Annotated in this window: 24 protein-coding genes and 1 pseudogene; 4 read left to right on the forward strand and 21 right to left on the reverse strand. The window is 73.9% G+C overall.

Annotation, left to right across the window (positions count from 1 at the left end):
- Positions 1-103: 103 nt before the first annotated feature.
- The 10 genes and pseudogenes from E3Z34_RS11425 to E3Z34_RS11470 all read right to left on the reverse strand — a co-directional run bounded on the left by E3Z34_RS11425 (position 104) and on the right by E3Z34_RS11470 (position 7,462).
- A complete protein-coding gene (locus tag E3Z34_RS11425) occupies positions 104-427 on the reverse strand; it encodes a DUF2469 domain-containing protein (RefSeq protein ID WP_134773695.1) in 324 nt (107 codons plus the stop codon).
- Between the two features lies 1 nt (position 428).
- Positions 429-1,184, reverse strand: coding sequence for a ribonuclease HII (locus E3Z34_RS11430; RefSeq protein ID WP_134773696.1), 756 nt, complete (start codon positions 1,182-1,184; stop codon positions 429-431).
- Positions 1,181-1,984 carry a signal peptidase I gene (lepB, locus tag E3Z34_RS11435; protein ID WP_238695135.1) on the reverse strand — a complete coding sequence of 268 codons (804 nt, stop codon included), beginning with the start codon at positions 1,982-1,984 and terminating at the stop codon, positions 1,181-1,183. The genes E3Z34_RS11430 and lepB overlap by 4 nt, the downstream gene beginning before the upstream one ends.
- A 142-nt stretch (positions 1,985-2,126) precedes the next feature.
- Complete coding sequence (gene rplS / locus E3Z34_RS11440) at positions 2,127-2,525, reverse strand: 50S ribosomal protein L19 (protein ID WP_134773697.1); 399 nt, start codon at positions 2,523-2,525, stop codon at positions 2,127-2,129.
- A gap of 247 nt (positions 2,526-2,772) precedes the next feature.
- A complete protein-coding gene (serB, locus tag E3Z34_RS11445; RefSeq protein WP_134773698.1) occupies positions 2,773-3,654 on the reverse strand; it encodes a phosphoserine phosphatase SerB in 882 nt (293 codons plus the stop codon).
- 22 nt (positions 3,655-3,676) lie between these two features.
- Positions 3,677-4,398 (reverse strand): annotated as a pseudogene (trmD, locus tag E3Z34_RS11450) (tRNA (guanosine(37)-N1)-methyltransferase TrmD).
- Positions 4,399-4,401: 3 nt separating this feature from the next.
- Positions 4,402-4,926: a ribosome maturation factor RimM gene (gene rimM, locus E3Z34_RS11455; RefSeq protein ID WP_134773699.1), complete on the reverse strand. Its 525-nt coding sequence runs from the start codon at positions 4,924-4,926 to the stop codon at positions 4,402-4,404.
- A gap of 88 nt (positions 4,927-5,014) precedes the next feature.
- Positions 5,015-5,257 carry an RNA-binding protein gene (locus tag E3Z34_RS11460; RefSeq protein ID WP_134773700.1) on the reverse strand — a complete coding sequence of 81 codons (243 nt, stop codon included), beginning with the start codon at positions 5,255-5,257 and terminating at the stop codon, positions 5,015-5,017.
- Between the two features lie 2 nt (positions 5,258-5,259).
- Positions 5,260-5,763: a 30S ribosomal protein S16 gene (gene rpsP / locus E3Z34_RS11465; RefSeq protein WP_134773701.1), complete on the reverse strand. Its 504-nt coding sequence runs from the start codon at positions 5,761-5,763 to the stop codon at positions 5,260-5,262.
- Positions 5,764-5,920: 157 nt separating this feature from the next.
- The gene (locus tag E3Z34_RS11470; RefSeq protein ID WP_134773702.1) at positions 5,921-7,462 is read right to left on the reverse strand and encodes a helix-turn-helix transcriptional regulator; all 1,542 of its coding nucleotides are present in this window, start codon (positions 7,460-7,462) and stop codon (positions 5,921-5,923) included.
- A 120-nt stretch (positions 7,463-7,582) separates the two neighbouring features.
- Here E3Z34_RS11470 and aceA point away from each other — a divergent pair, with 120 nt between their 5' ends.
- Together aceA and E3Z34_RS11480 are read left to right on the forward strand one after the other, a co-directional pair.
- Positions 7,583-8,884 (forward strand): isocitrate lyase, encoded by a 1,302-nt coding sequence (aceA, locus tag E3Z34_RS11475; RefSeq protein ID WP_134773703.1) that lies wholly within the window; start codon positions 7,583-7,585, stop codon positions 8,882-8,884.
- A gap of 11 nt (positions 8,885-8,895) precedes the next feature.
- Entirely contained in the window at positions 8,896-10,551 is a 1,656-nt protein-coding gene (locus E3Z34_RS11480; RefSeq protein ID WP_134773704.1) for an aldolase/citrate lyase family protein, read from the forward strand.
- Positions 10,552-10,583: 32 nt separating this feature from the next.
- Here the strand turns inward: E3Z34_RS11480 and E3Z34_RS11485 are convergent, their stop codons facing one another.
- Positions 10,584-11,666, reverse strand: a complete 1,083-nt coding sequence (locus E3Z34_RS11485) for an amidohydrolase family protein (RefSeq protein ID WP_134773705.1) — start codon at positions 11,664-11,666, stop codon at positions 10,584-10,586.
- A 105-nt stretch (positions 11,667-11,771) separates the two neighbouring features.
- On the opposite strand from E3Z34_RS11485, the gene E3Z34_RS11490 reads away from it, so the two are divergent.
- A complete protein-coding gene (locus E3Z34_RS11490; RefSeq protein ID WP_134773706.1) occupies positions 11,772-12,572 on the forward strand; it encodes a maleylpyruvate isomerase family mycothiol-dependent enzyme in 801 nt (266 codons plus the stop codon).
- A 49-nt stretch (positions 12,573-12,621) separates the two neighbouring features.
- Here the strand turns inward: E3Z34_RS11490 and E3Z34_RS11495 are convergent, their stop codons facing one another.
- From E3Z34_RS11495 to ffh, 4 genes are all read right to left on the reverse strand, one after another.
- A complete protein-coding gene (locus tag E3Z34_RS11495) occupies positions 12,622-13,227 on the reverse strand; it encodes a mismatch-specific DNA-glycosylase (protein WP_134773707.1) in 606 nt (201 codons plus the stop codon).
- On the reverse strand, positions 13,224-14,417 hold the full coding sequence (locus E3Z34_RS11500) for a M4 family metallopeptidase (protein WP_134773708.1): 1,194 nt from the start codon (positions 14,415-14,417) through the stop codon (positions 13,224-13,226). Before E3Z34_RS11500 ends, E3Z34_RS11495 begins: the two co-directional genes overlap by 4 nt.
- A 33-nt stretch (positions 14,418-14,450) precedes the next feature.
- Entirely contained in the window at positions 14,451-15,443 is a 993-nt protein-coding gene (locus E3Z34_RS11505; RefSeq protein ID WP_134774872.1) for an LLM class flavin-dependent oxidoreductase, read from the reverse strand.
- 107 nt (positions 15,444-15,550) lie between these two features.
- Positions 15,551-17,179 carry a signal recognition particle protein gene (gene ffh / locus E3Z34_RS11510; RefSeq protein WP_134773709.1) on the reverse strand — a complete coding sequence of 543 codons (1,629 nt, stop codon included), beginning with the start codon at positions 17,177-17,179 and terminating at the stop codon, positions 15,551-15,553.
- A gap of 22 nt (positions 17,180-17,201) precedes the next feature.
- Here ffh and E3Z34_RS11515 point away from each other — a divergent pair, with 22 nt between their 5' ends.
- Positions 17,202-18,119 carry an oxygenase MpaB family protein gene (locus E3Z34_RS11515; RefSeq protein WP_134773710.1) on the forward strand — a complete coding sequence of 306 codons (918 nt, stop codon included), beginning with the start codon at positions 17,202-17,204 and terminating at the stop codon, positions 18,117-18,119.
- A gap of 166 nt (positions 18,120-18,285) precedes the next feature.
- Here the strand turns inward: E3Z34_RS11515 and ftsY are convergent, their stop codons facing one another.
- The 6 genes from ftsY to E3Z34_RS11540 all read right to left on the reverse strand — a co-directional run bounded on the left by ftsY (position 18,286) and on the right by E3Z34_RS11540 (position 24,477).
- Entirely contained in the window at positions 18,286-19,485 is a 1,200-nt protein-coding gene (gene ftsY / locus E3Z34_RS11520; protein ID WP_134773711.1) for a signal recognition particle-docking protein FtsY, read from the reverse strand.
- A 60-nt stretch (positions 19,486-19,545) separates the two neighbouring features.
- The gene (locus E3Z34_RS11525; protein ID WP_134773712.1) at positions 19,546-19,881 is read right to left on the reverse strand and encodes a hypothetical protein; all 336 of its coding nucleotides are present in this window, start codon (positions 19,879-19,881) and stop codon (positions 19,546-19,548) included.
- 83 nt (positions 19,882-19,964) lie between these two features.
- On the reverse strand, positions 19,965-20,273 hold the full coding sequence (locus E3Z34_RS11530; RefSeq protein WP_134773713.1) for a hypothetical protein: 309 nt from the start codon (positions 20,271-20,273) through the stop codon (positions 19,965-19,967).
- Between the two features lie 214 nt (positions 20,274-20,487).
- Positions 20,488-21,558, reverse strand: a complete 1,071-nt coding sequence (locus E3Z34_RS20305) for an AAA family ATPase (RefSeq protein WP_420818951.1) — start codon at positions 21,556-21,558, stop codon at positions 20,488-20,490.
- Positions 21,507-24,128, reverse strand: a complete 2,622-nt coding sequence (gene smc / locus E3Z34_RS11535) for a chromosome segregation protein SMC (RefSeq protein WP_420818952.1) — start codon at positions 24,126-24,128, stop codon at positions 21,507-21,509. The genes E3Z34_RS20305 and smc overlap by 52 nt, the downstream gene beginning before the upstream one ends.
- A gap of 109 nt (positions 24,129-24,237) precedes the next feature.
- Entirely contained in the window at positions 24,238-24,477 is a 240-nt protein-coding gene (locus tag E3Z34_RS11540; protein WP_238695136.1) for an acylphosphatase, read from the reverse strand.
- Positions 24,478-24,573: the final 96 nt, after the last annotated feature.

Below are 24,573 nucleotides of genomic sequence, written 5' to 3' on the forward strand. Positions count from 1 at the left end.
GCCGCTCCCCCATGTCAGCCGAGGGGCCGGCGGCGGGCAAGAGGAGGTCGGGGGCCTGTGCACCGCCCGCGCGGCGGGGGGGACGGGTGTGGACGACGACGCCTCAGCGTCCGAAGCGCGCGTCCTTGGGGATCTCGATGTCGCTCTTGGACAGCTCCTCGACGTTCACGTCCTTGAAGGTGATGACCCGGGCCCGCTTGACGAACCGGGCCGGCCGGTAGACGTCCCACACCCACGCGTCGGCCATCGTCACCTCGAACCACGTCTCGCCGTTCCCGGTGCGCACCTCCACCTCGACCTCGTTCGCGAGGTAGAAGCGCCGCTCGGTCTCCACGACGTGGGTGAACAGCCCGACCACGTCGCGGTACTCGCGGTAGAGCGCGAGCTCCATGTCGGTCTCGTACTTCTCCAGGTCCTCCGCGCTCACCTCAGGCGCTCCCTTCCTCGTGCACGTCCGTCGTCGTCACCGCGGCGGTCCGCCCCGGCTCCCCGGCGCACCCCGCCAACCGCCAGCTGCGCCGGTGCCACCGGCTGGGCCCCCGCTCGCGCAGCGCCTCCTGGTGCTCCGGGGCGGCGTAGCCCTTGTTCTGGTCCCAGCCGTAGGGCCGGTACTCCTCCTGCGCCGCCGCCTGCACCATGAGCCGGTCCCGGGCCACCTTGGCCAGCACGGAGGCGGCGGCCACCGAGGAGCAGCGCAGGTCGGCCTTGATCATCGTGCGCACCGGGGGCGTCGGCGGAGCATCGCCGAGCAGCCCGAGCAGCCCGACCCGGGCGGGGTCGGTGAGCCAGTCGTGGTTGCCGTCGAGCAGCACCAGGTCGGGGCGCAGCCCCAGCTCGGCCAGGGCGCGCTCCCCCGCGAGCCGCAGCGCCGTCATGATGCCGAACGCGTCGATCTCCTCGGGCCAGGCGTGCCCGACCCCGGAGCCCAGGCACCACCGCCGGATCCGGGGCACCATCTGCTCGCGGGCCGCGGGAGCCAGCAGCTTGGAGTCACGCACCCCCTGGGGCGCGCTGCGGCAGCCGGCGTCGATGGCGACCACCCCGACGCTCACCGGGCCGGCGAGGGCCCCGCGCCCCACCTCGTCCATGCCCACGAGCACCGCATACCCTTCGCGCTGCAGCGTGCGCTCGACGCGCAGGCTGGGACGCCCCGAGGGGGCGCGACGGGTCGGGGTCGCCGTCACGGCGCCGAGTCCTCCGGGACGGAGGCGAAGGTGTCGGGGACGGTGAACCAGGTGAAGTGGTCGAAGGGGTAGAGCAGCACGAACGCCTGGCCCACGACGGCGTCCAGCGGTACTGACCCGGCCTGCCCCGTGCCGTCGTCGTTGGCGCGCGAGTCGCGGCTGTTGGAGCGGTGGTCCCCCATGAGCCACACCGAGTCCTCCGGGACGGTGATCTCGAACTCCGAGGTGCTCGGGACGTCGCCGGGGAAGAGGTAGGCCTCCTCGTCCAGCGGCTGGCCGTTGACCGTCAGCCGGCCCTCGGCGTCGCAGCAGACCACGGTGTCCCCCGGCATCCCGATGACCCGCTTGATGAGGTGGTTGCCCTGGCTGGCCGGCGCGACCCCGATGAACTCCAGGGCCCGCACCGCCGCCCCGACCACCGGCCCGCGGTCGACCTGCTGCGAGGGCGGGAGCCATCCGCCCGGGTCCTCGAAGACCACGACGTCCCCCCGGTCGACGGCCATCGGACCGGCCTGGATCTTGCTGACCATGACCCGGTCGCCGTAGACCAGCGTGTCCTCCATGCTGCCGGAGGGGATCCAGAAGGCCTGGGCCAGGAAGGTCTTGATGAGGAAGGAGATGACCAGCGCGGTCGCGGCGATCCCCAGCAGCTCCTTCAGGGCCGCCCAGGGGCCACCGCCCCTACGCCTGCGGCGCCCCTGCGGCGCCGACCCGGCACCGTCCTCCGGTGCGCCCGCGGACGCGTCGCGGGGACCGGTGGGGTGCCCGTGCACCGTCTCGTCCCGGGAGGGATCGCTCACCTGCTGCCGTCCTTGCTCGCTCGTCTGCCCCTGCTGACCCTAGCTCCCCGCGCCGGGGAAAGACCGATCCCCCGCCGAGCCGAGGTCGGGCGGGGGATCGGACGCCTCGGGGAGACCCCGGGGCGGAGGTATGCGGTGCCGCTCAGGCGTCCTGGGCGCTCGCCGGGGCGGCGGGCGCGGCCTTCTTCGCCGGGAGCGCGTCGCGGCGCTCGCGGATCTTGGCGGCCTTGCCGCGCAGGTCGCGCAGGTAGTAGAGCTTGGCGCGGCGGACGACGCCGCGGGAGACGACCTCGATCTTCTCCACGTTCGGGGAGTGCAGCGGGAAGGTGCGCTCGACACCGACGCCGAAGGACACCTTGCGCACGGTGTAGGTCTCGCCGATGCCCCCGCCGTGACGCCGGATCACGACGCCCTTGAAGACCTGGATCCGGGAGCGCGTGCCCTCGATGACCCTCACGTGCACGTCGACGGTGTCGCCGGCGCGGAAGTCGGGCATGTCGGTCCGCAGGCTGGCTGCGTCCAGGTCGCTGAGCTTGTGCATGTTGTCTCCTGCTGCTCGTGGGTGCCACAGGTCACCCGCGGCGGTTCGGTCCCCGGCCGGCGCGGGTGCGGCGGTGGGGGCTACGTCGTCGTGGTGCGGGCCCGGTGGTCCGTCGCCCAGGCGGAACCCCCTGTGGCAGGGGCGTGGGCGTGCGTGACGGGATCCTCGGGACGCGACGGTCAAGTCTGCCAGACGCCGACCCCGGCGGCCAAACCCGGGGCGGCGGGGCGGGCGCCGCCCCTGCGGCTCACGCCGGGTGGACGAGGTCGGCCTCGGCGTAGCCCTGCAGGAAGAGGGCGGCGGTGAGGTCGCCGTGGTTGACGCGGACGGGCACCTGGGCGCTGACGACCGGCTTGGAGTGCAGGGCCACCCCGGTGCCGGCGAGGCGCAGCATGGGCAGGTCGTTGGCGCCGTCGCCCACGGCGAGGACGTCCTGGTGGGCGTGCCCGAGCCGGGCCGCGATCTGCTCGAGGGCGGCGGCCTTGGCCTCCTGGCCCAGGACGGGCAGCACGACCCGGCCGGCGAGCCGACCGTCCTCGACCTCCAGGGTGTTGGCGCGGTGCTCGTCGAAGCCCAGGCGCCCCGCGACGACCCGGGTGAACTGCGTGAAGCCGCCGGACACCAGGGCGGTGTACGCCCCGTGGGCGCGCATCGTGGCCACCAGCACCTCGCCCCCCGGCGTGAAGGTGAGCCGGTCCCGGATCACCTCGTCCACGACCGTCTCCGGCAGCCCCCGCAGGAGGGCGACGCGCGCGTGGAGGGCCTCGGCGAAGTCGAGCTCGCCGTTCATCGCGCGCGCGGTGATGGCGGCGACCTGCTCCCCCGCCCCGGCGCGGGCGGCGAGTTCGTCCACGCACTCCTGCTCGATCATCGTCGAGTCCATGTCGGCCAGCAGGACCCGGCGGCGGCGCTCGCCGTCCGGCTGCACGACGACGTCCACGCCCAGCTCCTGCCACCGGGCCCACACCTGGTCGTCGACGGTGTCCGGCCCGTCCACGGGAGCCTCCACGGCGGCGCCCGGCGCCAGCCAGCGGATCTCCCCCACCCAGCGTCCGGCGGCGGCCTCCCGCACGGCGGCCTCGGTGAGATCGCGACGGGCGGGTGAGGAGAGGAGCGTGAGGACCGGCACGGCGCCGATCGTATGCGGTCGCTCAGGGCTGCGGGGCGTCGCCGTTCTCGTAGCGCTGCAGCAGGTCCGGCCGCCGGGCCCGGGTGCGGGCCAGGCGCTGCTCGTGCCGCCAGGCGGCGATCGCCCCGTGGTGGCCCGAGAGCAGCACGTCGGGGACGGCGTGCCCGCGCCAGGTGGCCGGCTTGGTGTAGACGGGGTACTCGAGCAGGCCGCCGGTGTGCGACTCCTCCTCCAGCGACGCCTCGTTGCCGATCACCCCCGGGAGCAGCCGCGCGACCGCCTCGGTCATGGCCAGGACCGCCACCTCGCCGCCGTTGAGCACGTAGTCGCCCAGCGACAGCACGGACAGCGGGTAGCGGCGCCCGAACTCCTCCGAGACGCGCTCGTCGATCCCCTCGTACCGTCCGCAGCAGAAGACCAGCCAGTCGTCCTCGGCCGCGATCCGTCCTGCCGTCTCCTGCGTGAACAGCTCACCCCCCGGCCCCGGCACGATGAGGTGCGGGGTCCGCCCGGGCAGGGCACCGCATACCTCGTCCAGGGCCTCGCCCCAGGGCTCGGGCCGCATGACCATGCCGGCACCTCCCCGTAGGGGGTGTCGTCGACGGTGCGGTGCCGGTCGTGCGTCCAGCTCCTCAGGTCGTGGACGTGCACCTCCAGGAGCCCGTCCTGCTGCGCCCGGCCCAGCAGGGACAGGCCCAGCGGCGCCAGGTAGTCCGGGAAGATCGTGATGACGTCGATGCGCACGCGCTACTCCCCCAGCTCAAGCAGCCCGGCCGGCGGGTCCACGACGACGGTGCGGCGCTCCTCGTCGACCTCGGGCACGAGCTCGGCCACGAAGGGGACCAGCACCGTGCGCCCCTCGAGGGTGCGGACCTCGAGCAGGTCCTGCACGTCCCGGACGTGCAGGGCGCTCACGGTGCCCAGGGGGGTGCCGTCCGGCAGCCGGACACCGAAGTCCAGCAGGTCCTCCTCGCGCCACCCCTCCTCGTCGTCGGCGGCCTCGTCCTCGTCGTCGACCAGCAGGCGGGTCCCCCTCAGGGCCTCGGCGGCCTCGCGGTCGGCGTGCCCCGTGAAGCCGAGTAGGTAGATCCCCTGGTGGACGCGGACGCTGGCCAGGGTCAGCGGGCCCCTCCCGGGCGGGTCGGTGTCGAACACCGCCCCCGGCACGAAGCGTGACTGCGGGTCGTCGGTGTGCACCTGCACGGTCACCTCGCCGCGCAGGCCGTGGGGCCTGCCCACGCGGGCCGCCACGAAGGCGTCGGGCTGGGTCATGGGTCCTCCTGGGTATGCCGTCCGCGACGCGCACGACCCGCCTCGCGCCGGGGCGCGGGGCGGGTCGGGACGGCGGTCGTGCTGGTGGTCAGCGCACGCGGTCGGTGTCGACGATGTCGACCCGGACCTTGCTGCCTCCGGCCAGGGCGCCGACCACGGTGCGCAGCGCGCTCGCCGTGCGGCCCCGTCGGCCGATGACCCGTCCGAGGTCGTCGGGGTGCACCCGGACCTCGAGGATGTCGCCGTTGCGGGAGCTCTTGGTGCGGACCGCGACGTCACCGTCGTGGTCCACGATGCCCTTCACGAGGTGCTCCAAGGCCTCCTCGAGCACGATCAGGCCTCGCCCTTGGTGTCACCCTCGGCGGCGGCGGTCTCCTCGGTGGGAGCCTCGGCGGCCGGAGCCTCGACGGGCGCCTCCGGAGCGGCCTCGGGGGCGGGTGCCTCGTCCTTGGCCTTCTTGCGACGGGTCTGCGGGGCGGAGCCGTCGTCCTCCTTGTCGGCGGCGGCGAGCGCGGCCTCGTAGAGGGAACGCTTGTCGGGCTTGGGCTCCTTGGTGCGCAGGGTGCCCTCGGCACCCGGCTCACCCTTGTGCTTCTGCCAGTCACCGGTGACCTTCAGCAGCGCGAGGACCTGCTCGGTCGGCTGGGCGCCGACCCCCAGCCAGTACTGCGCGCGCTCGGAGTCGATGTCGATGAGCGACGGCTCCTCGGTCGGGTGGTACTTGCCGATCTCCTCGATCGCCCGGCCGTCGCGCTTGGTGCGCGAGTCCATGACGACGACACGGTAGAACGGTGCACGGATCTTGCCCATGCGCTTCAGACGGATCTTGACTGCCACGGAAGTGGTGTCTCCTGCTTCTGTCTCGTGGGCACGGCAAGACCGCACGCGGATCGGTGCGGGGAGTCGTGGCCCGGTGTGTAGGCGTCCGGTCCAGCCGACGGCCGGACGGGTACAGCGATCCATTGTGCCACAGCGCCGGCCCGCCCCGGTCGGCTCAGGACCGCGCGGGGTCCTCGTCCGCCGGCTGCACGGGGGCGTGGCCCGCGACGAAGCGCAGCACCTCGGTCTCGTCCACGCCGGGGAACACCCCGGGCGGCATGACCGCGAGCAGGTGGGAGTGCGCCCGGGCGCTGGGCCAGACCCGTCCCTCCCACGCGCGGGCGAGCTCGGCCGGGGGACGCGTGCAGCACCGGGGGTCGGGGCAGCGGGACACCCGTCGGTGCGTGGTCTCCCGGCCCCGCATCCACCGGACCTGGTCGAAGGGCACCCCGAGGCTCACCGAGAAGCGCCCGGCCGAGGTCTGCTCCACCACGGACGTGCACCAGAAGGTGCCCCTGCCGGTGTCCGTGTACTGCGCGTAGACCTCCCCCGGCGGCCGGTCGAAGACGACCCGGGCCGTCCAGTGGCGGCAGACCCTCGCTCCCTCGATGGCTCCGGTGGCGTCCTTGGGGAAGCGGATCCCGTCGTTCTCGTAGGCCTTGTAGACGACCCCGTCGGAGGAGATGCGCAGGAAGTGCACGGGCAGGTCCAGGTGCCGCGTGGCCAGGTTGCAGAACCGGTGGGTGGCCGTCTCGTAGGAGACGCCGTAGGCGTCGCGCAGGTCCTCCAGCGCGATGTCGCGCTCCCCCTTGGCGCGCTGCAGGAAGGGGACGGCGCTGACCTCCGGCACCAGCACGGCCGCGGCGAAGTAGTTGATCTCCACCCGCTGGGCGAGGAACTCGGCGTAGTCGCGCGGCGGCTCGTGCCCCAGCACCACGTGCCCCAGGGCCTGCAGGGCCGCGGCCCTCGGGTCGTGCCGGCCGTGGGCGGGCAGGTAGATCCGGCGGTGGGCCAGGTCGGTGACCGAGCGCGTCGAGGCGGGCACGTCCGGGACGAGCTCGATGTCGAAGCCGATGTGCCGTGCCATGCGGTTGACGGCCTCCCTCGTCACGGGACCGTGCCGGTGCTCGACGATCCGCACCAGCTCGGCGGCCCGCGCCTCGATGTCCGGGAAGTAGTTGTCGGCCGACCGCATGAGCTGGCGCAGTTCGGCGTTGGCCAGCCGGGCGAACTCGGGGGTGGCCGCCCGCTGCTGCTGCAGCCCCGCCACCGTCTCGTAGAGCCCGACCAGCGCCTCGAGGGCCTCGTCGGGCAGGCCGGACCCGGCCCGCACCTGCGGGATGCCCAGGGTCTCGAAGCCGTCAGAGCGCTGCGCCCGCTCCCAGCGCATCTCCAGGGCCGCCCGCCGGGTCGGGGGGCCGCCGGTGAGCAGCGCGGTCACCTCGACCCCGAGGGCACGCGCCACCTCACCGAGGGTGGAGACCCGAGCCTCCCGACGGCCGTTCTCGATGAGCGAGAGCGCCGAGGCCGACAGCCCGACGCGGGCGGAGAGCGCGTCGAGGGTCAGCCCGGCCTGCTTGCGGTGGTGCCGGATCCGCCGACCCACGGCGAACGGGTCCTGCGCCCCGCCCACCGCCCCCCCGGAGGAGCCCGGCTCGGTGCCGTCGAGGCGGACCGACGGACGGAAAGGGAGCACCCGACCCTGGGGAGACGACATACCTCCACGATAGCGAAAGAAGCAGCGTTCTTGACACACCTTGGTCCTTCCCTGCCCCCGAAGGCGCCGCCAGAGTGGTCAACAACACCGAACCTCCTCCGACGACGAAAGGGGTCGATCATGACCACCACCACTCCCCGGACCACCCCCCTGGCGCAGCAGGCGCTCGACATCGAGCACGACTGGCAGACGAACCCGCGGTGGAAGGGCGTCCGGCGTCTCTACTCCGCCGAGGACGTCGTCCGCCTGCGCGGGTCGGTCGTGGAGGAGCACACGCTGGCGCGCCGCGGGGCGGAGCGCCTCTGGGAGGCCCTGGAGACCAGGAGCTTCACCCGCGCCCTGGGCGCCCTCACCGGCAACCAGGCCGTGCAGATGGTCAAGGGCGGGCTCGAGGCCATCTACCTCTCCGGGTGGCAGGTGGCCGCCGACGCCAACCTCGCCGGCCAGACCTACCCCGACCAGAGCCTCTACCCCGCCAACTCCGTGCCGGCCGTCGTCCGCCGTATCAACAACGCGCTGCAGCGGGCCGACCAGATCGCCTGGATGAACGGTGAGACCGACACCGACTACTTCGTGCCGATCGTCGCGGACGCCGAGGCCGGCTTCGGAGGCCCGCTCAACGTCTTCGAGCTGATGAAGTCGATGATCCAGGCCGGCGCGGCGGGGGTGCACTGGGAGGACCAGCTGGCGTCGGAGAAGAAGTGCGGCCACCTGGGCGGCAAGGTGCTCATCCCCACCGCCCAGCACGTCCGCACCCTCAGCTCGGCCCGCCTGGCCGCCGACGTCCTGGGGGTCCCCTCCGTCGTCATCGCCCGCACCGACGCGCTCGCGGCCGACCTGCTCACCAGCGACGTGGACCCGATCGACCAGCCCTTCACGACCGGGGAGCGCACCTCCGAGGGGTTCTTCCGGGTCCGGAACGGCATCGAGCCGGTCCTTGCCCGGGCCAAGGCCTACGCGCCCTACGCGGACCTCATCTGGGTCGAGACCGGCACCCCGGACCTGGGTCTGGCGCGCGAGTTCGCCCAGGAGCTGCACAAGGACTTCCCGGACCAGAAGCTGGCCTACAACTGCAGCCCCTCCTTCAACTGGAAGGCGGCCCTGTCCGACACCGAGATCGCGCAGTTCCAGGACCAGCTGGGCGAGCTGGGCTACGCCTTCCAGTTCATCACCCTGGCCGGCTTCCACGCGCTCAACCACTCGATGTTCAACCTGGCCCACGGCTACGCCCGCGAGGGCATGACCGCCTACGTGAGGCTGCAGGAGGCGGAGTTCGCCGACGCCGAGCTCGGCTACACGGCGGTCCGGCACCAGACGGAGGTCGGCACCGGGTACTTTGATGCCGTGAGCACCGCGGTCAACCCGGACTCGTCCACGACGGCCCTGTCCGGCTCCACGGAGTCCGAGCAGTTCCACTCCTGAGCGACACCGGGGTGATCGCACCCGGGTCCGCACCGGCCGTCTGCCGGACGCGGGCCCGGGTGCGGTGTCTCACCGACGACTTCGACGCAGCCGAGGACGAGGACATGGAGCAGTACCCGACCGCCCTGCTGGACGAGACCACCACGGAGCAGCTGCACGCCCTGGAGCGGGCCACCCGCGAGGAGCGTGCGGAGCTGCTGCGCGCCCGGCGTGAGCGCTCCCGGGCCGTGCGTGCCGGGGCCGAGCTGGAGGTCCCGGCGTCGACCCGCGCGGTCAGCGCCGACGACTCGTGGCGCGCCGAGCCGCACCCGGCCGACCTGACCCACCGTCAGGTCGAGCTGGCGACCCCGGCCACCCCGGAGCAGGCCAAGACCGCGCTGAGCTCCGGGGCCGACGTGTGGGTGGCGGACCTGGAGGACATGCTCGTCCCGTCCCGGTCCCGGTTGCTCGCGGCGCACCGGGTCATCGAGGAGGTGGCGGCCACGCGGACCGGTGACACCCGTCCGGGGGTGCCCACCCTCATGGTCCGCCCCCGGGGGCTGCACCTGGTCGAGGCCTACCTCACCGTCGACGACGCCCCCGTCAGCGCGCCGGTCGCCGACTCCTTCCTCTTCCTCGCGCGCTGCGCCCGCACCCTGCTCGACAACGGCACCGCCCCCTACCTCTACCTCCCCAAGCTGGAGACTGCGGCTGAGGCCCGCTGGTGGGACCGGATGATCGGGCAGGCCGAGGAGCTGCTGGGCCTGCCGCCCGGCTCGGTGCGGGTGAGCGTGCTGGTGGAGACGGTGCAGTCGATGTACGAGCTGGAGGAGATCGTCCACGACCTCCGGGAGCGGATCACCGGGCTCGCTGCCGGCCGCTGGGACTACGTCTTCTCCCACGTGCGCACCTACGGGCACCGTCCGGAGCACCTCCTGCCCGACCGTGACTCCTTCACGATGAACACCAAGTTCCTGCGGACCTACACCGACGTCATCGTGCGGATCGCGCAGCGCCGCGGCGTCCAGGCCATCGGTGGCCCCGTGGCCCTGGCCACCGGTGGGCTCTTCGACGAGTCGCTGGCGATGACCCAGGCCCAGATCGCCCGGGACAAGGCCCGGGAGGCCCGGCAGGGCTTCGACGGCGCCTGGGTCCTCCACCCGGGGCTGGTGCCCGTGGCCCGTGCCCCGTTCGCCGAGCGCGACCGCCGCCGGGCCCGCGGGGAGGAGCCGGAGCCCGCCCGCCCCTCCGGGGAGATCGACCCCGTGGCCCTGCGCGACGTGCGCTCGGTCTTCGGGTCGGCCACCATGACCGGGGTCCGCAACGCCATGCGGTCCTCCCTCACCTATCTCGCCGGGTGGCTCGCAGGCGAGGGGACGACGACCCTCGCCGGTCACATCGAGGACTTCGGCACCGTGGAGCTCGCCCGGATGCAGCTGTGGCAGTGGCTGTCCCACGGGGAGCGCCTGGCCGAGGGACCCCAGATGTCCCCGCTGCTGCTGCGGCGGATGATGGAGGACGAGGAGGCCCTGCTGCGCCGCCGCGGGGTCCGGGCGGACCTGCTCCAGCACGCCGTCCGGCTCTTCACCGAGGCCGTCGGTGCCGAGGACCCTCCCGCCTTCCTCTCCCAGAAGGCCTACGAGGTCCTGGTCGGCCTGGAGCAGGGGACCGACGCGCAGGTGGCCTGACCCGAGGGACCTCGGGGGGCGAGGGCCGGGGCTCAGACCACCCGTCCGCGCAGGATGATCCGGTGGGGGGCGGCGAGCACCCGGACGTCCTGTCGCGGGTCCTCCTGGTAGACCACCAGGTCCGCCGACTCCCCCTCGGCGATCCCGGGGCGGCCCAACCAGGCACGAGCTCCCCAGGTCGCCGCGTCCAGCGCCTCCAGCGGCGTGAGGCCGGCGCGGGTCAGCGCCTCGACCTCCGAGGCCACGAGCCCGTGCGGGAGCTGGCCGCCCGCGTCGGTCCCCACGTAGATCGGGACCCCCGCCTCGTGGGCCTTGGCCACCGTCTCGTGGCGCCGGTCGTACAGGTCCATCATGTGGTCGGCGTAGGTGGGGAACTTCCCTCGGCCGGCGTCGGCGAACTTCGGGAAGTTGTCGATGTTGACCAGGGTGGGGACGATGGCGATCCCCTGGGCGGCGAAGGTGTCGATCGTCCCGTCGAGCAGACCTGTCGCGTGCTCGATGCAGTCGGTGCCCGCGGCCGCGAAGTCGACGAGGGACTGCTCCCCGAAGCAGTGGGCCGTCACCCGAGCACCCTCCTCGTGCGCGGCGGCGATCGCGTCGGTGAGCACGTCGACGGGCCAGCAGGTCCCCAGGTCGCCGGTCTCCCGGTCGATCCAGTCGCCGACGAGCTTGACCCAGCCGTCGCCGTTGCGTGCCTCCTGGCGGACGTGGTCGACGAGGTCCTCGGGCTCGATCTCCCAGGCGAAGTTCTTCAGGTAGCGCCGGGTGCGCGCGATGTGACGGCCCGCCCGGATCAGCCGGGGCAGATCCTCGCGGTCCTGGACCCACCGGGTGTCCAGCGGCGATCCGGCGTCGCGCAGCAGCAGGGCCCCGGCCTCCCGGTCCGCGAGCGCATGCTCCTCGGCGCGCTCCCGTGAGACCGCGCCGTGGGCCTCCAGGCCCACGTGGCAGTGGGCGTCCACCAGCCCCGGCACGGCATACCCGGAGACCGTCTCGACCTCGCCCGACGCGGGCGGCGAGAGACTGATGAGCCCGTCGATCACCCAGACCTCGTCGAGCACCTCCTCCGGTCCCACCAGGACCGAGCCCCTGACGTGCAGCACCGGGTCGCTCATGTCGCCTCCTCGCGCGTGTGCGGTGGACCCAGGCTAGCGAGACCGGCACCACCGGGTGCGACGCGGCCCTCGACGCGCCCCACGCCCGGGTCTAGGTTGATCGGCATGGACCGAGAAGCCGTGATCCGTGCCGAGTCCGACCGCTTCGGCGAGGTGCTCGCCGGCACCGACCCGGCCGCGCCGGTCCCCACGTGCCCGGGCTGGAGCGCCCACGACCTGCTCGACCACCTCGTGCAGGTGCACGACTTCTGGGCAAGGGTCCTGGGTGAGGACGTGAGGGAGGAGCGGGACGTCGCGGCGCTCGAGGAGTCGGCTCCCCCACGGCCGGACAGCCTCCCGGAGCTCCTGGCGGCCAGGGAGGCGGCGACCACGGCCCTGCTCGCGCAGCTCGCGGTCCTCGAGGACCAGGAGCCCCGGTGGTCGTGGTGGCCGCCGGACCAGACCGTCGGTTTCACCCGCCGTATGCAGACGAGCGAGGCCACGATCCACCGGGTCGACGCCGAGCTCACCGCCGGCCTCGCCCCGACGCCCCTGACGCCGGAGGTCGCGGCAGGCGCGGTCGACCAGTGCGTCGACGTCATGTGGGGCTACGTGCCTGCGTGGGCGCAGGACGAGTCGACGGCCCTGGTCGAGCTCGTCGCCACCGACACGGCGGACCGGTGGACGGTCGACGTGGGCCGGTGGCACGGGACGGGCCCGGAGTCCGGCAACGCCTTCGACCTCGCCCGTGGTCGTCGTGCGCAGGGAGACAGCGCGGGGTCGCTCCCCACCGCCACGGCGACCGCCACCGCCCACGACCTGGCGCTGTGGGCCTGGGGCCGCGGACCGCGCTCGGCGGTCGGGATCACCGGCGACCCGGTCGCCGTCGCAGCGCTCGACCGGCTCGTCGAGCAGGGCATCCAGTAGTCCACCAGGTCGGTCAGGCCGGCCAGGCCGGCCAGGTCGGCCGGGTCGGTCACCCGGCGTCGGCCCCGGCCAGACCCGGGATGCCGGCCTCGGCGGCCGGTGCGGCGTAGGCCCGGGCCAGCGAGTCCACCGTCTCGTGCGCGTTGAGACCGCTGGGGTTCGGGACCACCCAGAGCACCGCTCCCTCCAGCGGGTGCGGCTGCCGCCCGGCCCCGGCCGCACGCACGCCGAAAGCGCTGCGGTAGGCGGTGATGCCGGCGACCGCGACCACCGCGGGCGCCACCCGCCGCACCGTGGCCCGCAGCCGCCGGGCGCCCTCGCGCAGCTCCTCGGCGGACAGCTCGTCGGCCCGCGCGGTCGCCCTGGGCACCAGGTTGGTGATCCCGATCCCCCGCCCCAGCAGGTGCTCACGGTCCTCGGGGCTCATGCCGGCGGCCGGATCGACCGGCCGCGTGATGATCCCGGCCCGGTGCAGCGCCGGGTAGAAGCGGTTGCCGGGGTGGGCGAAGTGCGCCTGCGTCGCGGCGGTCCACAGACCCGGGTTGATGCCGACGAAGAGCAGCCGCAGCCGCGTCCCCTCGCGGGGCAGCAGGTCGGGGACCACGGCGTCCCGGAAGGACTCCAGCTCCGCGCGGGAGAACCGGCGGGTCGTCACCGGGCGGGCGTCCCCGACCCGACCGGCAGACCCACCTGGTCCCAGGCGGCCCGGAGAGCCTCCTCGACCTCCGAGCCCGTGCCGTAGCGGCGGACCGCGGAACGGACGGTCGCCGTCGCGAAGCCGTCGAACTCCACGTCGCGCGGCACCAGACCGGGTGTCGTCATGGTGTCGTGCCACACCATCCCCGCCCGCTCCCACGAGAACCCGCCGAGGGACGTGGCGAAGAGGTGGAAGGCCCGGTTGGGGATGCCGGAGTTGATGTGCACGCCGCCGTTGTCGCTCTGCGCGTCGTGGGGCAGCCGCACGTAGTCGTCCATGTGCCCCGGCTGCGGGTCGCGGCCCAGCGCCGGGTCGTCGTAGGCCGTGCCGGGTGCGGCCATCGACCGGAGCGCGACCCCCTGCACGCGGTCGGTGAACAGCCCCGCCCCGATCAGCCAGTCCGCCTCCCGGGCCTGCTGCCCCAGGACCCACTGGCGCACCACGGCACCCCAGACGTCCGACACCGACTCGTTGAGGGCGCCGGACTGGCCGACGTAGGTCAGCCCCGCGGAGTACTGCGTCAGCCCGTGCGCGAGCTCGTGCGCGATGACGTCCACGTTGGCCGTGAACCGGTTGAAGTAGATGCCGTCCCCGTCACCGAAGACCATCTGGCGACCGTCCCAGAAGGCGTTGTCGTAGTCGCGGCCGTAGTGCACGCTCGCCACCAGCGGCAATCCCCGGCCGTCCAGGGAGTCCCTCCCGTAGATCCGCGCAAGCACCTCCCAGGTGGCGCCCAGCCCGTCGAAGGCCTCGCTCACCGACACGTCGGCGGTCTCGGGGTCGCCCTCCCCCCGCACGAACCGACCCGGCAGGACGCTGCCGTGCTCCGCGTCGTGCACCCTGCGGTCCGGCCCCGCCTCCTCCGGCAGCGGCTCGGGCCCGCTCACGTCCGGCTCGGACTGCCCGACCTGCGGCAGGGCCGACGACATCCGTCGCAGCAGGTCGCTGCGCCCCCCGGGCTCCGGCGGGTGCCCGCCCGGCCACCTCGTCGCCTGGATCTCGCGGCGGCCGCGGGTCACCTCCCCGTCGCGCACGGCGAACTCCAGCGCGGGCGCGAGGTCCGGCTCCGCCGTGGCCAGCCGCCGCAGCAGGTAGCCGGGCACGATGCCGCAGCGTGTCGTGGTCGTGGTCGGGGTCCCCGGGATCATGGGGACGACTCTGCCAGAGCCGCCCGACAGACCTCAGCCCTCGGCGAGCAGCTCACGGACCAGGGGGATCACCCGGGTCCCGTAGAGCTCGACCGACCTCATGAGCTGCGAGTGCGGCATGGGTCCGCTGGCGTACTTGAGGTCGAAGCGGTCCAGCCCCAGGGTGCGGACGGTCGCGGCGATCTTGCGCGCCACCGTCTCGGGCGACCCCACGTAGAGCGCCCCGTGGGTGATCTCGGAGTGGAACTCCTCCAGGCTCATCGGCCCCCAGCCCCGCTCGGCCCCGATGCGGTCGCGGTTGGCCTTGAAGTGCGGGTACAGCTCCTCGCGCGCCTGCTCGTCGGTCTCCGCGACGTGCCCCGGGGAGTGCACACCCACCGGCAGCGGCTCGGCCCCCAGCTCGGTCAGCGCCCGCCGGTAGAGGTCGGCAAACGGGGCGAACCGCTGCGCCGGGCCGCCGATGATCGCCAGCATGAGCGGCAGCCGGTAGGACGCGGCGCGGACGACCGACTGCGGCGAGCCGCCGACGGCGATCCACGCCGTGAGGCCGGCCTCGGTCCTGGGGAAGACCTCCTGGTCGCGCAGCGGCGGGCGCACCGTGCCCTCCCAGGTCACCGGCTGCTCGGTCAGCAACCTGCTGAAGAGGTCGAGCTTCTCGCTGAAGAGCCGTTCGTAGTCGCCCAGGTCCAGCCCGAAGAGGGGGAAGGACTCGGTGAAGGAGCCGCGGCCCAGGATGACCTCGCCGCGTCCGCCGCTGAGGGCGTCGATCGTCGCGAACCGCTGGAAGACCCGGATCGGGTCGTCCGAGCTGAGCACCGTGACGGCCGAGCCGAGCCGGATCCGCTCGGTGGCGGTGGCCAGCCCGGCCAGCACCACGTCGGGCGCGCTCACGGCGAAGTCCGGGCGGTGGTGCTCACCGATGCCGAGGAAGTCCACGCCCACCTGGTCGGCGAGCACCCCTTGCGCGACCAGGTCGCGGAGCACCTGCGCCCCGCTCCTCGGCGTCCCGTCGTCGCCGACGGTCATGTCCCCGAAGGTGTCCAGGCCCAGCTCCACGCTCACGTCATACTCCTCGTCCGGATGTAGTTGACCAGTCAACAACCGAGGGTGGGCCGTGTTCCCGGGGAGGTCGGTCACTTCCCCTTGGGGTCGAGGAACTTCTCGAAGCCCGGCGGCAGCTTCAGCCCGGACAGGTCGGCGTCCTGGCCCGAGGGCAGGCCGCTCCCCTGGTCCGCCCCTCCGCCGAAGGCGCTCTCGAAGGACGCCTCGCGCGCGGCCACGGCCTTCTGCTGCGCCTCACGCTCCTGCTGGGCGCGCTTGGCGGGGTTGCCGGACTTGCCCTTCTTGCGCTGCGGCGCCTTGCCCTTCTTGGCGCCGCCGCCCATGCCGGGCATGCCCGGCATCCCGCCCAGGCCGCCCTTCTTGAGCTGGCGCATCATCTTCTGGGCCTCGCCGAAGCGCTCGATCAGCTGGTTGACCTCGCCGACCGAGACGCCCGAACCGCGCGCGATACGGGCCCGTCGCGACCCGTTGATCTGCTTGGGGTGGTTGCGCTCGAACGGGGTCATGGAGCGCACCATCGCCTCGACCCGGTCGAACTCCCGCTCGTCCAGGGAGTCCAGCTGGGCCCGCATGCCCTGCATACCCGGCATCATGCCGAGCATCTGCTTCAGCGAGCCCATCCGCTTGATCGCGGCCATCTGGTCGAGGAAGTCGTCGAAGGTGAAGTCCTCGTCGGAGAGGAACTTGCGGGTCATCTCCCGCGCCTGCGCCTGGTCGAAGGCCTGCTCGGCCTGCTCGATCAGGGTCAGGACGTCCCCCATGTCCAGGATGCGCGAGGCCATCCGGTCGGGGTGGAAGAGCTCGACGTCCTTGACCCCCTCACCGGTGGAGGCGAAGAGGATGGGCTGACCGGTCACGGTGGCCACCGACAGCGCGGCACCACCGCGGGCGTCACCGTCCAGCTTGGTCAGCACCGACCCGGTGATGCCGACCCCGTCGGCAAAGGCCTTGGCGGTCTCCACCGCAGCCTGACCGATCATCGCGTCGATGACGAAGAGCACCTCGTGGGCGCCGGTCTCGATCCGGATGTCGCTGGCCTGACGCATCAGGTCCATGTCGACCGCGAGCCGACCCGCGGTGTCGATGATGACCACGTCGTGGCCCTTGGTGCGCGCCTGCTCCACACCGTCCACGGCCACGTCCACCGGGTCCCCGAAGGAACGTGTCCCCTCACCGGACTCCATGGCGGCGTCGTGGCCGAAGACGTTGCCCCGCTCCGGGGCGAAGACCGGCACCCCGGCCCGTTGCCCGACCACCTCGAGCTGGGTCACGGCGTTGGGGCGCTGCAGGTCCGCCGCCACGAGCAGGGGGGTGTGGCCCTGGTCGGCGAGCAGCTTGCCCAGCTTGCCCGCGAAGGTCGTCTTGCCCGAGCCCTGCAGGCCCGCCAGCATGATGACGGTCGGCGGGTTCTTGGCCAGGTTCAGCCGCCGGGTCTGCCCACCGAGGATCGAGACGAGCTCCTCGTTGACGATCTTGACGATCTGCTGGGCCGGGTTGAGGGCCTGGTGCACCTCCGCCCCCAGGCCGCGCTCGCGGATCCGGCCCGTGAACTCCTTGACGACCGGCAGGGCGACGTCCGCGTCGAGCAGCGCCAGGCGGATGTCGCGGATCGTCGCGTTGAGGTCGGACTCGGTGACGGTGCCCTTGCGCTTGAGGTTCTTGAACGTGTGCGCGAGCCGGTCGGAGAGGGAGTTGAACACCCGGCAAGGATACGTTGGACCCATGCCATCCCCGATCTCCACCGCCCGGCAGCGTCTCGCGCAGGCCCTGCGGGACCGGGTGGCCGGGCCGGACGCGGAGCGCAGGGCCCACGCCATCTGGCTGGCTCCCGGCGAGCGCCGGTTCGCCCCGGACGACCCCATCTGCCGGGTCCAGGGCCACGCGGCCATGTATGCCGGCGGCATCCGCGCGCTGCTCCTGCAGTCCCTCCACCCGCTCGCGATGGCCGGGGTCGGGGAGCACTCCGGCTACCGCGGCGACCCCTGGGGAAGGCTGCAGCGCACGAGCGAGTTCCTGGCGATGACGACCTTCGGCCCCGTGGAGTCCGCGGAGCGGGTGCTGGACCGCATCAACCGCGTGCACGAGACGGTCGTCGGCCAGGCCGCCGACGGCCGGCCCTACGCCGCCAGCGACCCGCACCTGCTGCGGTGGGTCCACGTCGCCGAGGTGGACAGCTTCCTCACGGCCCACCAGCGCTACGCCCGGACACCGCTGACCCCCGGGGAGGCCGACCGGTATGTCGATCAGGCCGCCTGGGCGGCCGGTCGGCTCGGGGTCCCGGACCCCCCGACGACCGTCGCCGAGCTGGAGGAGCAGCTCGGCTCCTACCTCCCCGAGCTCGAGGCCACCCCCGGCGCCCGGGACGTCGCCCGGTTCCTGCTCCACGAACCGCCGCTTCCCGTCCTCGCCCGACCCGGGTTCTGGATGCTCGCCGCGGGGGCGGTCGAGATGCTGCCCGGCTACGCCCGTGAGCTGCTCGACCTCCACCTGCCCGGACCGCTGAGGGCCCTGGACGGTGTGGCCCTGCGCACCGTCGCCGCCCCCCTGGGCCGGCTCGGCACGGCCGCGGTCGGGTGGGCCCTGGCGGACCCCCGCGACCCCCGCAACAGCCCGGCCAGCTCCCAGGTCAGCGCGCGGTAGCGGGTCCTCCCCGGCCTGTCAGCCGACACATCCCCCGTCGACTTCCGCGGCCGGGTCCGGTCCTCGCTCCGCTGCGGGTCCTCCCCGGCCTGTCAGCCGACACATTTCCCGTCGACTTCCGCGGCCGGGTCCGGCCCTCGCTCCGCTGCGGGTCCTCCCCGGCCTGTCAGCCGACGATCGCGTCGACGAAGGCCTCCGGGTCGAACGGCGCCAGGTCGTCCGGACCCTCACCCAGGCCGATGAGCTTGACCGGGACGCCCAGCTTGCGCTGGACGTTGACGACGATGCCGCCCTTGGCGGTGCCGTCCATCTTGGTGAGGACGATCCCGGTGATGGCGACCTCCCGCGCGAACTCCTCGGCCTGCCGCATACCGTTCTGGCCGGTGGTGGCGTCCAGCACCAGCAGGACCTCCCCGACGGGGGCCTGCTTCTCGATGACGCGCTTGATCTTGCCCAGCTCGTCCATCAACCCCTTCTTGGTGTGCAGCCGCCCGGCCGTGTCGATGATGACCACGTCGGACTCCAGCTCGACGCCGGCCTTGACCGCCTCGAAGGCCACCGAGGCCGGGTCCGCACCCTCCTGGTGCGAACGGACCGTGGGCACACCGACACGCTCGCCCCAGGTCGCCAGCTGGTCGGCCGCCGCGGCGCGGAAGGTGTCGGCGGCGCCGAACAGGACGTCCTTGTCCTCGGCGACCAGCACCCGTCCGAGCTTGCCGACGGTCGTGGTCTTGCCCGTCCCGTTGACGCCCACGACCAGGATGACCGCCGGGTGCCCGTCGGTGCGGGAGGCGGCGATCCGACGGTCCAGCGTCGGATCGACCAGCCTCAGGAGGTCGTCGTGCAGCCACTGCCTGACCTGGGACGGGTCGCTGGTGCCGTCCACCTTGACCTGGGTGCGCAGCGCGTCCACCAGCTCGGTGGTCGCCTCGACCCCGAGGTCGGAGGCGAGCAGGGTGTCCTCGACCAGCTCCCAGTCGGCCTCGTCCAGGCCGCCCCGGGAGAGCAGCGCCAGCAGGGCGTTGCCGATCGCGGAGTTCGACCGGGCGAGGCGGGCGCGCAGTCGCTGCAGCCGCCCCCGCGCCGAGGCCGGGCGTTCGAGGGTGGGAGCCTCCTCGACGACGGGCTCCTCGACCGCGACGCCGCCGCCGCGGTCATCGACCTCGACGTCGTCGCCCGGGCGCCGGTCGGCTTCGCGGTCGTCGGTGAGGACCTCGCCCTCCGGTCCCGGACGCCGGTCGGTCCGGGGCAGGGTGGTGGTGCCACCGCCGCGTCCACGGACCAGCGCGATCAGCGCAGCGAGGCCCGCGAGGACGACGACGCTGACGAGGGCAAGGATCTCCCAGAGTTCATTGATGGGTCCCACGCCGGTCAGTCTCCCAGATGGGCGCACCCGCCTCGTCAGGGGCGGGCCGCAGACCCGTCGTCAGCGGGCGGCGCGGTAGGGCGCGCCGGAGCCCCCGGCGTCGCCGTCCTGCTCCTCGACCCCGACGCTCGGACGCCCACCGGTCGCCGCGCGGGCGGTCCGGCGCTCGGGCAGGCGGGCAGCGAGGTCCTTGGTCACGCCCCCTGCGGAGCGGCCGATCCGCTCACCGCGCGCCCGGACCTTGGCGGTCGTGCGCCGGGCCCCGGCGATGAGCTCCTCCCCCTCGGGGGTCCAGAACTCCCCCCGACCCTCGCGCCGCGCCTCCACCATCACGTAGCCGACCACCCCGGCACCGAGGGCGACGCAGAGCAGCATGACGAGGACGAGTGCAAGCATGGCTCCAGTGTGCCCGTCCGACCCCTCGCGGGACGAACCGCGCGGCGGCGTGTGCGTGCCCGGACGCCCGATGGTGAGCAGTCTCACACGGCGGCCGGTCGCCCCTCCTCGCCCAGGGTCCGCTCGATCCGTCCCAGCAGCTCCCGCCCCGCCGCGGCCCCGTCCGGGTCGCCCGCCGACTCCCGGAGCGCCACCTCGCGGACCGTCTCGGCGCGCGCCTCGTGCGGGAGGCCCTGGTCGAGCAGGGCCTTGGCCCGCGCGTGGAGGACCGCGCCGAGGACCGTCGCGTCGTCACCGGCCAGCTCCTCGACGGCCGTGAGGAGCTCGTGGGCCTCGGGGTACTCCCCCGCCAGTGGTGGACCTGCGCCAACCGGACCGCGGCGGCCGACCACGAGGACGTGCCGGGCTCGGCCTCGGCGAGCCGTGCCTCGCCCGTCTCCAGCGCCGTGCCCAGCTCCCCCAGCATCCGCCAGAACGAGGGGGCGTGCGGGTCGTCCGGGACCTCCTGGAGCCACTCCAGGGTGTCCTCCTCCGAGAGGAGCTCCTCGCGCAGGGTGTCGGGGTCCACGATGTAGGCGGGGTAGGCACCACCTCCGTAGACGCGCATCAGACGGGAGCCTCCTCGGCCGTCGGGGACAGGGCCTCGGGAGCCGGGTCGGGGGCCACGTCACGCACGCGCTGGCTGATGACGGTGGTGACGCCGTTGCCCTGCATGGAGACGCCGTAGAGCGCGTCGGCGATCTCCATCGTTCGCTTCTGATGGGTGATGACGATGAGCTGGGAGGAGTCGCGCAGCTCCTCGAACAGCGTGATGAGCCGGCCCAGGTTGGTGTCGTCGAGGGCCGCCTCGACCTCGTCCATGATGTAGAAGGGGCTGGGCCGCGCCTTGAAGATGGCGACCAGCAGCGCGACCGCGGTGAGCGAGCGCTCACCGCCGGACAGCAACGAGAGCCGCTTGATCTTCTTCCCCGGCGGGCGCGCCTCGACCTCGATCCCGGTGGTGAGCATGTTGTCGGGGTCGGTGAGGGTGATGCGCCCCTCGCCCCCGGGGAAGAGCCGCGCGAACACCCGCTCGAACTGCGCGGCCGTGTCGTGGAACGCCTCGGCGAAGACGCGCTCGACCCGCTCGTCCACCTCCCGGACGATCTCGAGCAGGTCGGCCTTGGAGCGCCGCAGGTCCTCGACCTGCTCGGCCAGGAAGGTATGGCGTTCCTCCAGGGCGGCGAACTCCTCCAGCGCGAGGGGGTTGACCCGGCCGAGGGCGGTGAGCTGTCGCTCGGCCTTGCGCAGGCGCTTGTCCTGCTCCTCCCGCACGAAGGGCCGGGGCTCGGGGTGCTCGGCCTCGTCGACGGGGTCGTCCGGGCCGGGGATGAACGGCACCGGCAGGTGCGGGCCGTACTCCTCCACCAGCGTCTCGGGGTCGACCCCCAGCTCCTCGACCGCGCGGGTCTGCAGCGCCTCGATCCGCAGCCGCTGCTCGGCCCGGGCGATCTCGTCGGCGTGGACGGAGTCGGTCAGGTCGCGCAGCTCCGCGCCGAGGGTGCGGGCCCGGCTGCGGGCCTCGGCCAGCGCGCGGTCGCGGTCGGCCTGCTCGGCCTGGGACTGCGAGCGCTCCGCGGTGGCGGTCAGGAGCAGCTCCTCCGTGCGGGCCAGGACGTAGGCCGCGCCCGCGCCCACCGCCTCGGCGGTGGCCCGCTCCTGGGCCCGGCGGGCCCGACGCTCGGCGGCACGCTGCCGTGCCGCCAGCTCGTTGCGGGCGGCAGCCTCCAGCCCCTCGGCGCGGCCCGCGAGGGCCCGGGCCCGCTCCTCCTGCGTCCGCAGCGCCAGCCTCGCCTCGGTCTCGGCCGACCGCGCCCGGGCGGCCTGCTCGGCCAGCTGCTCGCGCCGGGAGGTGTCCGGCTCCTCGGTGCCCTCCTGCGAGGCCAGGGCCTCGGCGTCGGCGAGCCGTCCCTCCAGCTCGGCCAGCTCGGCCCGGTGGCGGCCAGGCCGTCCTCGGCGGCGGCGATGGCGGCGGTGGTGCGCTCGTGCTCGGCCTTGGCCGAGCGCAGGGTCTGGCCCAGCTGGGAGAGCTGCTCGGCCACCGCCGTCATCCGGGCGTCGGAGTCGTGGAGGGCGTCCAGCGCCTGCTCCGCGGCGTCGGTGGCCGACTCGAGGTCGGAGCGCGCCCCGGTGAGCGCGAACGTCGCGCTCTCGGCGCGGGCGGTGGCCCGGCGCACCCCCTCCTGCGCCTCCTGCAGGGCCGTCTGCAGCTCCAGCAGGCTGGGGGCCGACGATGACCCGCCCCGCACCCAGCCCGGCCCGTAGACGTCACCGTCCGGGGTGACGGCCGTGATCCCGGGGACGGCCCGCACGAGCAGCGCCGCGTCGTCCCCGTCGTCCACCAGCGCGACCCGGGCGAGCAGCCCGTGGACGGCGCCGGTGAGGCCGGGGTCGGAGGCACGGACCACGTCCGCCGCCCACACGGCATACCCCGGCAGTGCGGGCCAGCCCTCCCTGGTCGCGGCGGCCAGGCCGGGCACCAGCATCCCGGCGTGCCCCTGGTCCTGCTCCCGGAGCCAGGTCAGGGCCTGCCGCGCGGGGTCCAGGCCCTCCACCACGATCGCCTCGCCCGCCCAGCCGAGAGCGGCGGCGACCGCCGCCTCGCGCCCGGGCTCCACGGCCAGCTCACCGGTGAGGGTCCCGCGGATCCCCGGCAGGTCCGACCCCCCGGCCTCCAGGAGGGCGCTGGCGCCGTCCGAGCGCCGCAGGGAGAGCGACAGCGCCTCGACCCGGGCACCCATCGCCGCCTGCTCCGCCTGAGCCTCCCGCACCTCCGTCTCGAGCCGGGCCACCTGCTGGGCGGCCTCGGCGCGGCGCTCCTCCGCCTGCTCGTAGGAGGCGTCCAGCCCCTCCTCACCCTGCTCGACGTCGAGCACGGTCGCCTCGAGGGCGGCGAAGTCCCGCTCCGCGCTCTCCGCCCGGGCGACCACGGCCTGCGCGGCGGACCGCAGGCGCTCGATCTCGCCCTCCCCCGCCTCGATCCGTGAGCGTCGCGACCCCACCTGCCCCGCCAGCCGCGCCAGGCCCTCCCGCCGGTCGGCGGCGGCTCGGGCCAGCCGCTGCAGCCGGGCCTGCTCCTCGGCGTGCGCCGCCTCGGCGGCCCCCCGCTCCCGCTCCGCCCCGGCCAGGGACTCGGCGAGCTCGGCGACGCGGGCCAGCAGGGTGCTCTCCTCCGCCCGGACCTGCTCGGCCTGGGCCCGCAGCTGCTCGGGGTCGCGGGCCCCGGCGCCACGCCCACCCCCCGGCTGCTCGTCCTCCTCCACCCCCAGCAGGCGCACCCGCTCCGCGGCGAGATCACGCAGGGCACGCAGCCGCTCCAGCAGGGAGGACAGGGCGTACCACCGGTCCTGCAGCGCGGTCAGCGCGGGTGCGGCCTCGGCCCGCTCCGCCTCCAGCTCGGCGACCTGGGCCTCGGCGGCCTGCGCGGCCTGCTCCACCCGCGTCCGTCGCTCGACCAGGGCTCGCTCGTCGGCGAGCTCCTGCTCCAGCACGCTCGTCAGCTGGACGAGGTCGTCGGCCAGGATGCGCAGCCGGGCGTCGCGCACCTCCGCCTGGATCGTGGCGGCGCGGCGCGCCGTCGCGGCCTGGCGCCCCAGCGGGCCCAGCTGACGGCGGATCTCGGCGGTGAGGTCGGCCAGCCGGGTGAGGTTGCCCTCCATCGTCTCCAGCTTGCGCAGCGCCCGCTCCTTGCGCTTGCGGTGCTTGAGGACCCCTGCGGCCTCCTCGATGAAGCCGCGCCGCTCCTCGGGGGTCGCCCGCAGCACCGTGTCGAGCTGCCCCTGGCCCACGATGACGTGCATCTCCCGCCCGATCCCGCTGTCGGAGAGCAGCTCCTGGACGTCGAGCAGCCGGCACGAGGTGCCGTTGATGGCGTACTCGCTGCCGCCGGAGCGGAACATCGTCCGGGTGATCGTCACCTCGGTGTAGTCGATCGGCAGCGCCCCGTCGCCGTTGTCGATCGTCATCGACACCTCGGCCCGGCCCAGGGGGGCCCGGCCGGAGGTGCCGGCGAAGATGACGTCCTCCATCTTCCCGCCGCGCAGGCTCTTGGCCCCCTGCTCCCCCATCACCCAGGCCAGCGCGTCGACGACGTTGGACTTGCCCGAGCCGTTCGGCCCCACGATGCAGGTGATGCCCGGCTCGAGGCGCAAGGTCGTCGACGAGGCGAACGACTTGAACCCCTTGAGGGTCAGGCTCTTGACGTACACGTGAGGGCGGCTTCTCTTCTCGTCCGGACGCTGGTGCGGTCACGATACCCGCGGGGTCCGAGGCCGCCCGGGAGGCTGGCCCGTCCGCGACGGCCCGCCGCCGCGGCCCTCACCGCTCGGCGAAGCCTGTCAGGCCCTCCCGCGGCGCGTGCCGCTGCGTCGTCACCCCGTCGACGCGACCGGGGCGGCTGCGCGTGGACGGGTCCTCGCGCAGCAGCTCGACCAGCTGCCCGACCGCGGCCTCCTCCCCCTGCGCGCAGACCTCGACCCGTCCGTCGGCCAGGTTGCGGGCGTGCCCCACGAGGCCCAGCTCCAGGGCCCGCGCTCGGGTCCACCAGCGGAAGCCCACCCCCTGCACCCTCCCCGGACGAAGATCAGCGCGCGTTCCATCCGACCACCGTAGGCGGTGCCTGCCGCACCCCCCGACCCGGCACTACGGTGGGAG

Source organism: Ornithinimicrobium flavum (assembly GCF_004526345.1).
GTDB classification, from domain to species: domain Bacteria; phylum Actinomycetota; class Actinomycetes; order Actinomycetales; family Dermatophilaceae; genus Ornithinicoccus; species Ornithinicoccus flavus.

What these genes read in the sequence shown, in the direction of transcription:
- aceA (WP_134773703.1), top strand. Translation starts at nt 7,583, where the DNA reads ATGACCACCACCACTCCCCGGACCACCCCCCTGGCGCAGCAGGCGCTC.
- E3Z34_RS11500 (WP_134773708.1), bottom strand. Translation starts at nt 14,417, where the DNA reads ATGATCCCGGGGACCCCGACCACGACCACGACACGCTGCGGCATCGTG.
- E3Z34_RS11515 (WP_134773710.1), top strand. Translation starts at nt 17,202, where the DNA reads ATGCCATCCCCGATCTCCACCGCCCGGCAGCGTCTCGCGCAGGCCCTG.
- E3Z34_RS11525 (WP_134773712.1), bottom strand. Translation starts at nt 19,881, where the DNA reads ATGCTTGCACTCGTCCTCGTCATGCTGCTCTGCGTCGCCCTCGGTGCC.
- E3Z34_RS11490 (WP_134773706.1), top strand. Translation starts at nt 11,772, where the DNA reads ATGGACCGAGAAGCCGTGATCCGTGCCGAGTCCGACCGCTTCGGCGAG.
- E3Z34_RS11485 (WP_134773705.1), bottom strand. Translation starts at nt 11,666, where the DNA reads ATGAGCGACCCGGTGCTGCACGTCAGGGGCTCGGTCCTGGTGGGACCG.
- E3Z34_RS11470 (WP_134773702.1), bottom strand. Translation starts at nt 7,462, where the DNA reads ATGTCGTCTCCCCAGGGTCGGGTGCTCCCTTTCCGTCCGTCGGTCCGC.
- rimM (WP_134773699.1), bottom strand. Translation starts at nt 4,926, where the DNA reads ATGACCCAGCCCGACGCCTTCGTGGCGGCCCGCGTGGGCAGGCCCCAC.
- rplS (WP_134773697.1), bottom strand. Translation starts at nt 2,525, where the DNA reads ATGCACAAGCTCAGCGACCTGGACGCAGCCAGCCTGCGGACCGACATG.
- E3Z34_RS11505 (WP_134774872.1), bottom strand. Translation starts at nt 15,443, where the DNA reads ATGACCGTCGGCGACGACGGGACGCCGAGGAGCGGGGCGCAGGTGCTC.